Below are 12081 nucleotides of genomic sequence, written 5' to 3'. Positions count from 1 at the left end.
GGAATTCCACCCGGAATCGGCCGCTGATGAGCACCAACAGAGCGGTCCGCGGCGCCTCTGGAGCAAGGAGCGCGGGTCAGACCTGGCCGGCCTTCTCCAGCGCGGAGCAGCACGTGTCGACGATGAGGCGGGTCACCACGTACGGGTCGACGTTGGCGTTCGGGCGGCGGTCCTCGATGTAGCCCTTGCCGTCCTTCTCGACCTGCCACGGGATACGGACCGAGGCACCGCGGTTGGAGACGCCGTAGGAGTACTCGTTCCACGGGGCGGTCTCGTGCAGGCCGGTCAGACGGTCGTCGATGCCGGCGCCGTAGTTCTTGACGTGGTCGAGGGGCTTGGAGCCCTCGCCCAGCGACTCGGCGGCGGTGATGATCGCGTCGTAGCCCTCGCGCATCGCCTTGGTGGAGAAGTTGGTGTGCGCGCCGGCACCGTTCCAGTCGCCCTTGACCGGCTTCGGGTCCAGGGTGGCGGAGACGCCGAAGTCCTCGGCGGTGCGGTAGAGCAGCCAGCGGGCCACCCACAGGTGGTCGGAGACCTCCAGCGGGGAGACCGGGCCGACCTGGAACTCCCACTGGCCGGGCATGACCTCGGCGTTGATGCCGGAGATGGCGAGGCCCGCCGCGAGGCAGTTCTCCAGGTGCGCCTCGACGACGTCACGGCCGAAGATCTCGTCCGCGCCGACACCGCAGTAGTAGCCGCCCTGCGGGGCCGGGAAGCCGCCCTTGGGGAAGCCGAGCGGGTAGCCGTCCTGGAAGAACGTGTACTCCTGCTCGATGCCGAAGATCGGCTCCTGCGCGGCGAACTTCTCGGCGACCTCGGTCAGCGCGGCACGGGTGTTGGACTCGTGCGGGGTGAAGTCGATGTTCAGGACCTCGCACAGGACGAGGACGTCGTCGCCGCCGCGGATCGGGTCCGGGCAGGTGAAGACGGGCTTGAGGACACGGTCGGAGGAGTGGCCCTCGGCCTGGTTCGTGGAGGAGCCGTCGAAGCCCCAGATCGGCAGCGCGTCCAGACCGGCGGGCTCGCCCGCGATGATCTTCGTCTTGGAACGGAGCTTGGCCGTCGGCTGGGTGCCGTCGATCCAGATGTACTCAGCCTTGAAGGTCACGAGCCACTTCCTTCGGGGTGTGTCTGATCGCACTTGCGGGTGCTGCGGCGCTGCGGCACTGGGGCACCGCGCTGGATGCCCGCGAGCCTGTCAACAGGCGATTTCCCGTCGATTGCTCGAGTGTGAACCCCGTGTTACCTGGCGTCGGTGTGGCGCGATTCACGCTGTGAGAACGGGCCGACGGCCGTATGAAGGGCGTCGCGCCGCTCGGGACACGGGTGCGGGCGCTCGTTCGCAGGCGCGGACACGGCGGTCCTGCGACGGCTCGTATGCGATGGGAATGAGCGGCCGTCCACCGGGGCCGGTCGCTCGACTTCCTCGGCCTGGACGCGCCGGTCCCGCTGCTCCTGGCCGAGAGCAGCAGGACCCAGGACACGTACAAGGTGGCGGAGAGGGCGGATGCGCTGCTGCCGCGCGCTGCCGCAGGACGCACCCGACCAACTCGGCCGCCGCCTCACTGAGTTCCTACGACGTCAGGCCTCACCCCACCTTCTGGATCAGTGCGCGCCGGATCAGGAACTTGCCGGGCTCGCGGACCTGTTCGAAGGCCGCGTTGTTGAGGAGGACACAGCTGCCGGAGACCGAGGTGACCTTCACCGTCGTGGACTTGTTGTTGTCCAGGTTGGTGACCTTGAGGGTCGTACCGGCCGGGAACTGGTTGCTGGACGCGGCGGGCGCGCCGGCCTCGCCGGAGAGGGTGACGGTGGAGCCGTTGCACACCTGCTGTCCCGCGGCGGTGCCGCCGGCGTTCGCGCCCGGGTTCCCCGCGGGCGCCGAGGCGGCCGGTGAGGGCGGTGCGGACTGCTGAGCGCCACCGGCCTGCTGGCCGTTCTGCGCGGGCTGCGCGGCCTGGGAGCCCTGAGCCGACTCCCCAACCGTGCAACCCGACGCCTTCTGCTGGACCTTGATCTGCGCGATGACCGCCTCGCGGTTCGCGATCCGGGCCGCGGACTGGGCGTCCGGACCGGCCTTCTGCCCGTCGATGAACTTCTGGTTGTTGCCGAGGGCGGTGGCCAGCCCCTGGCAGACCGTCGAGTTCGCGGCCGACAGGGTCTTCGCGGCGGGCGGGGTCTGCGCGGCGTTCGAGGTCGCCGCCATCGCGAAGGCCCCACCGCCCGCCACCGCCGCCGCGCTCACCAGAATCGCGAGCTTCTTCTTCGTACTGACAGTTCTCCTACGCGACATGCGCGCCTCCTGAAGAGGTAGGGGAGCGTACGTCGCTATGTACGAGATACCGAACGAGGTTACTCACTGGTTACACGAGTCCCTGAAGTAACCTGCGTCACACATGCGTGGGTCACTCCCGCGACAGCGCCTCGCGTACGGCCTCCTCCGAGCGTGCGACCACCGCCGTGCCGTCGTCCGCCGTGATGATCGGACGCTGGATCAGCTTCGGGTGCCCGGAGAGCGCCTTGATCCACCGGTCCCGCGAAGTCCCGTCGCGCGCCCACTCCTTGAGTCCGAGCTCCTTCGCCGCGGCCTCCTGGGTGCGGGTGATGTCCCACGGTTCGAGGCCGAGACGGTCGAGTACGTCCCTGATCTCGTCCTCGGTCGGTACGTCCTCCAGGTAGCGGCGGACGGTGTACTCGGCGCCCTCGGCGTCGAGCAGACCGATGGCGCTGCGGCACTTGGAACAGGCCGGGTTGATCCAGATCTCCATGGGGCCCACGGTACCCCTGGGGACGGCTGAAAGCCCTTGTGGCCAGGGGCTTTTGTCAGTGGCGGGCAGTACACTAGAAGAAGTGTTCGAGGGTGTGGGGGGTTTCCGAAGCCCCCGTCTCTTTCCGCGCCCTTGCCGCGACAGGAGGATGCCTGTGCCCGCTGCCGCACTGAAGCCGAAGCCGTTGCCGACCCAGTCCACCGCGAACCGTCCCGTGCTGCTCGACCTGCCGTACGCCCCGCTGGAGAAGCGTCCGCTGCCGCCGGGGCGGCCGCGTGAGTGGTACGTCTCGCACAACCGCCGTCTCAAGGCGATGCGGCTGGCGATCGCCCTGCTCGACTCGGGCGTGTACGTGCCGAACCAGGCCCGCAACGAGACGATCCGCAGCACGGCGGAGACGATCGGAGTCCACCCGCCGTCCGACACGACGTGCCACATGGTGCGGGCACTGATGCGCTACACACGGTGAGCCGGCGGCGCCGGGTACCCCACATCACCGGGCACCCGGCGCTCCCGTCCCGGTGGTACGGCGGACATCGAGAAGTACCGGACTCCCTTGCCCACGACGGTCGGTGTCGGGGCGTCAGGCCGTCAGCTCCCGTTCCACGGGTGTCCGGAACCGGGGTGTCACCCGCGTCGTGCCCAGCCAACCCCGCAGGCGCTCCGCCTCCGCCTCGATCGCCGACCTGGCCTCCCGGCCCACGCCTTTCCTGTCCAGCAGGCGCCAGGCGATCTCGCCGTCGGCACGCTGAGCCCAGCTCCCCACCACCCGGCCGTCCCACCACACCGTCGGCCCCACGTTGCCGCTGCCGTCGAACAGCGACGGCCGCAGTTCCGGCGCCAGATACCAGTCACGGGCCTGCCACCCCATGGCCGTCGGATCCAGCCCCGGCAGCAGGGCCGCCCAGGGCTCCACGGGCCCGGGGCCCGGATCGACGTCACCCTCGACGACGTAACCCGTGCCCTCGTCCAGCGACACCGACCGCGCCCCGATCGCCGCCAGCGCCCGCCGGACGTCGGTCACCTTCCAGCCCGTCCACCACTTCAGGTCCGCCTCCGTGGCCGGCCCGCACACCGTCAGCCAGCGGCGCAGCAACTCCGCCTGGGACTCGGCCAGTCCGAGCTCCGGATGCGCGGGGGCGAGGGCCCAGCGGAACTGGGTGGAGGTCCAGGAGCCGAGCGGACGGCCCCGGACGACCTTGCCCTCCACGCCCAGCACCCGCAGCAGCCGCGACGAGACGGTGTGCACACCCTCGTAGCTCTTCCCGGCCGCGTACACGAACTGCTCTCTCAACCGCGGCTCGTCCTCGGCGAGTTCCGTCGCCGTCGCCTGACCGCGGCGGGCCAGCGCGGCCAGCGCCGACTCCTCGACCTCCTTCAGCCAGGCCGCGTCCGGGGCTCCCGCCTTCGCCATGTCCTTCACCAGCGAGGCACGCTCACGGGCGGCCACGGCGAGGCCGGTCGACGCGTGGACGACCGCGGTGAGGTGGGTGGGGAACACGAACACCGTGTGCCGCATGCCGTGCATCCTGACCAGGGAACGGTCCTCGTACAGCGCCCGGTCCGTCTCGGCGACGGTCCGTGCCGCGTCCGCGAGGCGCGCGCCCAGCGCCAGGTACACCGTCGCCGGATCCGTGCCGTGCAGGGCCACGAGCGCGTCGGCGATCTCCTCCGGCGTCGCACCCCGTGCCGCCCCCACGAGCCGGTGCCGCACCGCCAGCCGCGCGCGCCGCTCCGCCACACCCACATGCCGCTGCGTGCCGTCCATCCGCCCTCCACCCCGTCGACCCTGTTTGCATCATCCCCGACACCACTGACAACGGGTCCCACCTCCTCCGTCACCCGATCGCCGGAACCCGGCATGCGCCCGGCCCGCGCCCCGCATTCACTGCGATCAAGAGGCGGCGAGCCGGGGCGACCAGTGGGCGACCACCGAGACCGCCCCCAGCACGGACACGGCGAGGGAGGCGCGATGGCCGGACACGGCACACGACAGCGGACACACCGGGCGACGGCCACAAGCGCGACGGCCACAAGCGCGACGGCCCCGGCCACGTCGGCCACCCCCGCGACGGCCACCCCCGCGACGGCCGCGGCCACGTCGGCTCCGCCCGCCCCGCACCCCCACCCCGCCCCATGACCGCCTCCGGCTCCACCGCCGACCCCGCTGCCCGTGCCGAGCGGGGGCGAGGCGCTCGTAAGCGGGTCGCCCGGTCGGGGCATGCCGGCTGGGTTCCGTCCGTCGACCGGGCCGACCCCGTCGCCGTGCTGGAGCGGCAGGGACGGGACCGGCTGACCGAGCTGCTGCCGATCCGGTACGGACGGATGGCCGCCTCGCCGTTCGCCTTTCTGCGCGGGGCCGCCGCCGTGATGGCCGCCGATCTCGCCTCCCGGCCGCACACCGGGCTCACCGTGCAGCTGTGCGGCGACGCCCATCTGCTGAACTTCGGGCTGTACGCCTCCCCGGAACGCAGTCTCCTGTTCGACCTCAAGGACTTCGACGAGACGTTCCAGGGACCCTTCGAGTGGGACGTGCAGCGGCTCGCCGCCTCCGTCGTCGTGGCCGCCCGGGAGAACGGGCACCCCGAACCCAGGGCCGAGGGCGCCGCACTGGCGGCGGTGGGCGCCTACCGGACCGCCATGCGGCGGCTGGCCCGGCGCGGTGAGCTGGAGGTCTGGTACGAGTGCATCGACGCCGAGTCCCTGGCGCCGCTGGTGCGTTCCGCGCGCCGGCGACGGCAGTCCGCGTCCAGTCTGACCAGGGCCCGGCGCCGCACCAGCCTCCAGGCCCTCGGCAAGCTGACCGAGGTCGTCGACGGCCGCCGACGGCTCGTCCAGGACCCACCGCTGCTGGAACCCGCGGGCGTCTCCGACACGGCCTCCCTGCGCAAGATCTTCAGCGACTACCGCTCCACCCTCTCCGAGGAGCGCCGTCTGCTCCTGGACCGCTACCGCTTCGTGGACGCCGCCCGCAAGGTCGTCGGGGTGGGCAGTGTGGGCATGCGGTGCTTCGTGGTGCTGCTCGCCGGGCGGGACACCGACGACCCGCTGTTCCTGCAGATCAAGGAAGCCCGCAGATCCGTACTGGAGGAACATCTGCCGCAGGGGCCGTACATCCATCCGGGGCATCGGGTGGTGGCGGGACAGCGGCTGATGCAGGCGGCCGGTGACATCTTCCTCGGGTGGATGAGCGGGCCCCAGGGGCGCGCCTTCTACTGGCGCCAGCTGCGGGACATGAAGGGCTCGGCCGACATCGCCGGAATGAGCCCCTCCGACCTGCACGCCTACGCCCGCCTCTGCGGCACCGCCCTGGCCCGTGCCCACGCCCGTTCCGGTGACCGTGTCGCCATCGCCGCCTACCTCGGCGGTGCCGACACCTTCGACCGCGCCGTCACCGAGTTCGCCCTCGCCTACGCCGACCAGACCGTCCACGACCACGCCACCCTGGGCGCGGCGATCGCCGCCGGGGTGGTCAGGGCGGCGCCGGACGTGTGACGAACACCCTGGTCGAGAGGCGGGGCGTACCATGCCGGCATGGCCACTGGAGGCGGGCCCGCCGATCCCAGGGCTTTCGCGTGGCGGAAGGCGAGTGGCGCGCGCGCCCTCGCCGAGCACGAGACCGACAGCGCCGCACGGCACGAAGTCCTCGCCGGCCGGGCCACCACCGCGGTCGGCCGGGACGCCCATCTGTGGATGGCACGGGTCCACCGTTCGACGGCCGCCCGCCACCTGGCCTCGGCCCGGCTCCATGAGGACTATGTGAGCCGGCTCGCGGGCCGGGCCGTGGCGACGGGTACCCCGCGCCCGTTGTTCATGACCGCCGTGGCGGCGGCCTGCGGCACCACGAGCGCCGCCGTCACCCTGGTCGGCGCCACCTTCGACCAACTCGCCCTGGCGGCCTCCGACGAACCGGCCCGGGCCGTCCAGGAGCTGGAGTTCCTGCTCGGCGAGGGCCCGGCCCGGGACGCGACCCGAGACGTTCGAGCGGTGACCGCGTCCGGCTCGATCAAGACCGACCGCTGGCCGGGGTACGGGCCCGCCCTGACCGAGCTGGGCATCGAGGAGGTGTCGGCCGTGCCGCTCAGCGTGGCGGGCACCTGTGTCGGTGCCCTCACCGTCTTCGACGCGACCCCGCGCGTGCTCGGCACCGAGACCTTCGCCCTGGTCGCCGACGCGCTCACCCGCACCATGATCCTCACCCCGGACGGCGACCCCGAGCTCTTCGGCGGCACCGATCTGCGGGCCCTGGTGCACCAGGCCGCCGGCATGGTCTCCGTGCAGCTCGACTGCCTGGTGGCCGACGCACTGGAACTCATCAAGGCACGGGCCTTCGCCGACAGCGGCTCCGCACACTCCGTGGCCGACCGGATCGTGCGGGGCGAGCTGCGGCTCGACTGAGTGGGGGAGCGGCCCGGGAGTGGACGGGCGGGACTCCGGGGACCCGGTCCGTGGCCGACGGTGACAGGCGGAGGAGAGAGACATGAGCGAGCCGGTGTCACAGCAACGGCTGGCGGATGTGTTCGTCGACCTCGCGGCGAGCCGGACGGACGAGCCGTCCGACCCCACCGGCCTCCTCACCGCCCTCGCCGCCCACGGCACCGAGGTGCTCGGCGGCTGCGCCGCGACCGTCGTCTACGTCCCCGACGACCACGCCTCCCCCCGGGTGACCGGCACCGACCCGGCCCTGGTCCGCCTCGCCCGGGACGCCTTCGACCGCGACGAGGGACCCGGCCCGCAGGCCCGCCGCACCGGCCGCCCGGTCCCGGACACCGACCTCACCCGCGAGCCCGCCCGCCGCGACTGGCCGCGGTTCGCCGGACGGGCCCTCGAACTGGGCTACGGCCGCGCCGCCGGCCTACCCCTGCGGGTCGGGGCCCACACCCTGGGCGCCCTGATCCTGCTGGGCCCCGGCAGCGCGCCGCTGCGCCCCGACCTCCTCGACCTCGGCCAGTCGCTCACCGACGTGGCCGGCTGCGTCCTGGACCGGGAGCGTCGGCTGGCCGAGTCCCGCGCCCTCGCCGACCAGCTGGGCCGGGCCCTGACCAGCCGTATCGTCATCGAACAGGCCAAGGGCACCCTCGCCGCCGGACTCTCCATCTCGGTCGGTGAGGCCTTCGAGCTGCTCCGCTCCCACGCCCGCTCCCACCGCCGCCGACTGACCGACGTGGCCCGCGACGTGGTGGAACGCCACCTGCAACTCACCCCGAACCGGCGGCCGTAGCCGCGTCCGTCTTCCGGGCGGCCGCTTCTCGGCGCCGAAAAGGAGATGCACGCCGTGTGATCGCGTCCGTACTCTGGACACACGTTGCGGAGCCGCCCACCACCGCTTTCGGCAGAACAGGCATCACCCCGCGGACTCGGGGCTACTCTCTACGCACCGACGGAAGGACGCCCTCCCCCAGCGCCCCGTCGGGGGGACCGATCATCACCGCTTGTACACACACCCACGCTCACGGAGGCCCGTCATGGGCACCATCTTGATCGCCGGGACCGTCGTCCTGGTTTTCCTGGGATTCGGAAACCACGTCTGGTGGCTGGCCGCGGCCGGCGTGCTCTTCCTCTACCTGCAGTACGGCCGCGACTCGTCGTCGGCGTCGTCCTCGTCGTCGTCCTCGTCGCCGGGGGGCAGCTCGTCGGGTTCCGCGCCGGCCACCTACCAGGCCTACCGCAAACGCCGTGACCAGCAGGCCAAGTGGGAGCGCCGCTACCAGCGCGAGCGCCCCCTGGAGTCCCGCCGCCAGCAGCGCGAGAAGGGTTAGCTACAGGCCGGGGGCGCCCCATACCGGGAACCAGCGGCTGAGATCCTGCTCCATCTTCAGGTCACCGCCGAGCGCCGCCTTGATCTGCAGCTCCAGCGCGTTGTCGCGCCGCTGCCCGCCATCGGGCAGCGGCGCGAACGGATAGAACGTGCCGCGTTTGTAGAGGTACACCAGCGCCAGCCGCCTGCCGCCCTCGCCCACGAACGAGGCCAGGGAGCACAGGAGTTGCGGCCCGAAGCCGTTGACCTCCATCGAACTGTTCACCGCGTGCAGATCGTTGACCAGCTCCGACAGCTGTTCGGGGGAACGCTCCGAGACCAGCCAGGAGTAACCGAACTCGTCCTGGCGCAGCTGCACCGGCGGCCCGTCCCGGTCGGCGTCCGCGTCCAGCAGGGCCTGGACCTCCCGGTGCGTCTGCTCGAAGGCCGCGCCCTCGACCGTGGCGAAGCACACCGCGCCACTGCCGGTCGGTGTGAAACCGGCCGCGGCCTCGAGGGTCACGGCCGCCGAAGGCAGCCCGAAGAGCTGGTCGAGATCGGGCAGAGCCGGCTTGGTACGGCCGAGCAGAATGTCCAGGAGCCCCATGCATCATCCCTTTCCGGATCACTTCTCGGGGGTGGCAGCCTCACCCAACTCGGCGGAGATCCGCCCCAGTTGGTCCAGTCGCTGTTCCAGGCTCGGATGCGTGGAGAAGAACCGCTCGATGCCGGGCTCCTTGCCCGCCGCCGGCGTGAAGTAGAAGGCGTTGAAGGCCTGGGCGGTGCGCAGGTCCTTGGTGGGGATCCGGGCGATGTCGCCGGAGACCTTGGTCAGCGCGGACGCCAGCGCCGAGGGCCGTCCGGTGAGCAGCGCGGCCGCCCGGTCCGCGGCCAGCTCCCGGTACCGGGACAGCGCCCTGATCAGCAGGAAGCTGAGCGCGTACACGGCCGCCGAGACACCCATCACGACGGCGAAGACCGCCGCGGTGTTCTGGTCGCGCCGTCCACCGCCGAACAGCTGGCTGTAGAAGGCGAACCGCACGATCAGTCCCGCGATCACCCCGAGGAAGGAGGCGATCGTGATCACGGCGACGTCCTTGTGCGCCACATGCGACAGCTCGTGCGCGAGCACGCCCTCCAGCTCGGCCGGCTCCAGCCGGCGCAGCAGGCCGGTGGTCACACAGACCACCGCGTGATCGGGATTCCGCCCGGTCGCAAAGGCATTCGGCATGTCCATGTCGGACACGGCGACCACCGGCTTCGGCATGTCCGCGATCGCGCACAGCCGGTCCACCACCGCGTGCAGCTCGGGATACTCCTCGCGCTCCACGACCCGCCCGCGCATGGCGAACATCGCGATCCGGTCGGAGAACCAGAACTGCGCCACGAACATCGCGGCCATCAGCACGACGACCAGCAGCCACGACTTCAGCAGCACGATCAGCGCGGCGACGAAGGCCACGTACAACAATCCGAGCAGGAACATGGTGACCGTCATCCGCACGGTCAACCGCCGGTCGCTCCGGAAGCGGCTCTGCATCTGCCATCACCCCGCAGTCAGGCACTCGTCCCACTGCCAGTGTGCACCCGGCCAATGCCATGAAGTGGTTCCGATCGGCCCTAGGAGCTGCAAAAGGTCCCGGTCGAACGCCGTGACCAACGCCGTGACCCGGGCGAGCCCACCGCCCGCGCTAGAACGGCGCCTGGAACCGCGCGTACCCCAACACCAGGATCACCGCGGCGACGCAGCCCAGCACGAGCGCCGTCGAGCGCCACGGCGATCGCGGGCGCGGGCCGACCCGCCGGGGGTCGGGGCGGAAGGGCTGTGGCTCGGGCGGGTTCTCCTTCCAGCGGGCCGCCAGCATCCGGGCCCTGGCCGAGGGCTCCTTGTGCTCGGCCCGGTCGGCCCACCGGATGTCGAATTCCCGCTCGTCGTCGTCCTGTTCGGGCATCCCCGTGTCCCCCCGGTCGGCCATCCGGCCCTTGTCGAACAGCAGTGCCAGAAACCATACGACGGCGCCCCCGCCCGGAGAAACCGGAACGGGGGCGCCGCAGGACGGACCGTGAGCTACGGGTCGATCACACGTCGAAGTACAGCTCGAACTCGTGCGGGTGCGGACGCAGCTGCAGCGGGGCGATCTCGTTCGCGCGCTTGAAGTCGATCCAGGTCTCGATCAGGTCGGCCGTGAAGACGTCACCGGCGAGCAGGAACTCGTGGTCGCGCTCGAGCGAGTCGAGGACGGCCGGGAGCGAGGTCGGGACCTGCGCCACGTTGGCGTGCTCCTCGGGAGCCAGCTCGTAGAGGTCCTTGTCGATCGGCTCGGCCGGCTCGATCTTGTTCTTGATGCCGTCCAGGCCCGCGAGCAGCAGCGCCGAGAAGGCCAGGTACGGGTTGCCGGAGGAGTCGGGCGCGCGGAACTCGACGCGCTTGGCCTTCGGGTTGGAGCCCGTGATCGGGATACGCATGGCAGCGGAGCGGTTGCGCTGCGAGTACACCAGGTTGATCGGCGCCTCGAAGCCCGGCACCAGACGGTGGTACGAGTTCACCGTCGGGTTGGTGAACGCGAGCAGCGACGGAGCGTGCTTGAGGATGCCGCCGATGTAGTAGCGGGCGGTGTCCGACAGGCCCGCGTAACCGGCCTCGTCGTAGAAGAGCGGGGAGCCGCCCTGCCACAGGGACTGGTGCACGTGCATGCCCGAGCCGTTGTCGCCGAAGATCGGCTTCGGCATGAAGGTCGCGGTCTTGCCGTTGCGCCAGGCCACGTTCTTCACGATGTACTTGAAGAGCTGGAGGTCGTCGGCCGCGGCGAGCAGCGTGTTGAACTTGTAGTTGATCTCGGCCTGGCCGGCGGTGCCGACCTCGTGGTGCTGGCGCTCGACCTGAAGACCGGCCTTGCCCAGCTCCAGGGAGATCTCGGCACGCAGGTCGGCGAAGTGGTCGACCGGCGGGACCGGGAAGTAACCGCCCTTGTAGCGGACCTTGTAACCACGGTTGTCCTCGAGGGCGCCGGTGTTCCAGGCGCCGGCCTCGGAGTCGATGTGGTAGAAGCTCTCGTTCGCCGAGGTGGCGAAGCGGACGGAGTCGAAGACGTAGAACTCGGCCTCGGGACCGAAGTACGCGGTGTCCGCGATACCGGTCGACGCGAGGTACGCCTCGGCCTTCTTCGCCACGTTGCGCGGGTCACGGGAGTACTGCTCGCCCGTGATCGGGTCGTGGATGAAGAAGTTGATGTTGAGCGTCTTGTCACGGCGGAAGGCGTCGACCCGGGCGGTCGACAGGTCCGCGCGCAGCGCCATGTCGGACTCGTGGATGGCCTGGAAACCACGGATCGACGAACCGTCGAACGCGAGCTCCTCGTCCGGGTCGAACGACTCGACGGGCACCGTGAAGTGCTGCATGACGCCCGGCAGGTCGCAGAAGCGGACGTCGACGAACTTGACGTCCTCGTCCGCGATGAACTTCTTGGCCTCGTCGGCGTTCTGGAACATCCAGCTCCTCCTACTCCCGGCCGTTCCCGTGCCGGGGTGGTAGTTCGTTCGTGCGGCCAGTGCGGTGGCACACGCTGACCTCGACAC

Annotated in this window: 13 protein-coding genes; 5 read left to right on the top strand and 8 right to left on the bottom strand. The window is 71.0% G+C overall.

Translation table 11 applies throughout. The features are described 5' to 3' along the window. Positions 1-76 precede the first annotated feature (76 nt). The 3 genes from glnII to ABZT17_RS26550 all read right to left on the bottom strand — a co-directional run bounded on the left by glnII (position 77) and on the right by ABZT17_RS26550 (position 2768). Positions 77-1108 (bottom strand): glutamine synthetase, encoded by a 1032-nt coding sequence (glnII, locus tag ABZT17_RS26560; RefSeq protein WP_356352103.1) that lies wholly within the window; start codon positions 1106-1108, stop codon positions 77-79. 480 nt (positions 1109-1588) lie between these two features. Further along, entirely contained in the window at positions 1589-2293 is a 705-nt protein-coding gene (locus ABZT17_RS26555) for a hypothetical protein (RefSeq protein WP_356352102.1), read from the bottom strand. Positions 2294-2405: 112 nt separating this feature from the next. Next, positions 2406-2768: an arsenate reductase family protein gene (locus ABZT17_RS26550; protein ID WP_356352101.1), complete on the bottom strand. Its 363-nt coding sequence runs from the start codon at positions 2766-2768 to the stop codon at positions 2406-2408. A 154-nt stretch (positions 2769-2922) separates the two neighbouring features. Between ABZT17_RS26550 and ABZT17_RS26545 the strand changes: the two genes are divergently transcribed. Further along, positions 2923-3237, top strand: a complete 315-nt coding sequence (locus tag ABZT17_RS26545; protein WP_356352100.1) for a hypothetical protein — start codon at positions 2923-2925, stop codon at positions 3235-3237. A gap of 114 nt (positions 3238-3351) precedes the next feature. Here ABZT17_RS26545 and ABZT17_RS26540 read toward each other — a convergent pair whose 3' ends face one another. Continuing rightward, on the bottom strand, positions 3352-4536 hold the full coding sequence (locus ABZT17_RS26540; RefSeq protein WP_356352099.1) for a winged helix DNA-binding domain-containing protein: 1185 nt from the start codon (positions 4534-4536) through the stop codon (positions 3352-3354). A 368-nt stretch (positions 4537-4904) separates the two neighbouring features. Between ABZT17_RS26540 and ABZT17_RS26535 the strand changes: the two genes are divergently transcribed. From ABZT17_RS26535 to ABZT17_RS26520, 4 genes are all read left to right on the top strand, one after another. Next, on the top strand, positions 4905-6263 hold the full coding sequence (locus tag ABZT17_RS26535; RefSeq protein ID WP_356352098.1) for a DUF2252 domain-containing protein: 1359 nt from the start codon (positions 4905-4907) through the stop codon (positions 6261-6263). Between the two features lie 39 nt (positions 6264-6302). Continuing rightward, positions 6303-7166, top strand: a complete 864-nt coding sequence (locus ABZT17_RS26530; RefSeq protein WP_356352097.1) for a GAF domain-containing protein — start codon at positions 6303-6305, stop codon at positions 7164-7166. An 82-nt stretch (positions 7167-7248) separates the two neighbouring features. Then, positions 7249-7989, top strand: a complete 741-nt coding sequence (locus ABZT17_RS26525; RefSeq protein ID WP_356352096.1) for a GAF and ANTAR domain-containing protein — start codon at positions 7249-7251, stop codon at positions 7987-7989. 244 nt (positions 7990-8233) lie between these two features. Next, on the top strand, positions 8234-8527 hold the full coding sequence (locus ABZT17_RS26520; protein ID WP_356352095.1) for a hypothetical protein: 294 nt from the start codon (positions 8234-8236) through the stop codon (positions 8525-8527). Here the strand turns inward: ABZT17_RS26520 and ABZT17_RS26515 are convergent, their stop codons facing one another. The 4 genes from ABZT17_RS26515 to glnA form a co-directional block, all read right to left on the bottom strand. Then, positions 8528-9112 (bottom strand): hypothetical protein, encoded by a 585-nt coding sequence (locus ABZT17_RS26515; protein WP_356352094.1) that lies wholly within the window; start codon positions 9110-9112, stop codon positions 8528-8530. It abuts the gene before it with no gap. 18 nt (positions 9113-9130) lie between these two features. Next, complete coding sequence (gene htpX / locus ABZT17_RS26510) at positions 9131-10045, bottom strand: zinc metalloprotease HtpX (RefSeq protein ID WP_356352093.1); 915 nt, start codon at positions 10043-10045, stop codon at positions 9131-9133. A gap of 151 nt (positions 10046-10196) precedes the next feature. Continuing rightward, on the bottom strand, positions 10197-10457 hold the full coding sequence (locus ABZT17_RS26505) for a hypothetical protein (RefSeq protein WP_356352092.1): 261 nt from the start codon (positions 10455-10457) through the stop codon (positions 10197-10199). A 127-nt stretch (positions 10458-10584) separates the two neighbouring features. Continuing rightward, a complete protein-coding gene (gene glnA, locus ABZT17_RS26500) occupies positions 10585-11994 on the bottom strand; it encodes a type I glutamate--ammonia ligase (protein WP_356352091.1) in 1410 nt (469 codons plus the stop codon). Positions 11995-12081: the final 87 nt, after the last annotated feature.

Origin of the sequence: Streptomyces sp. NPDC005648 (assembly GCF_040605395.1) — a bacterium.
Taxonomy (GTDB): domain Bacteria; phylum Actinomycetota; class Actinomycetes; order Streptomycetales; family Streptomycetaceae; genus Streptomyces.
Note: the sequence above shows the minus strand (reverse complement) of the source record. Positions and strands in the feature narration are given on the sequence as shown.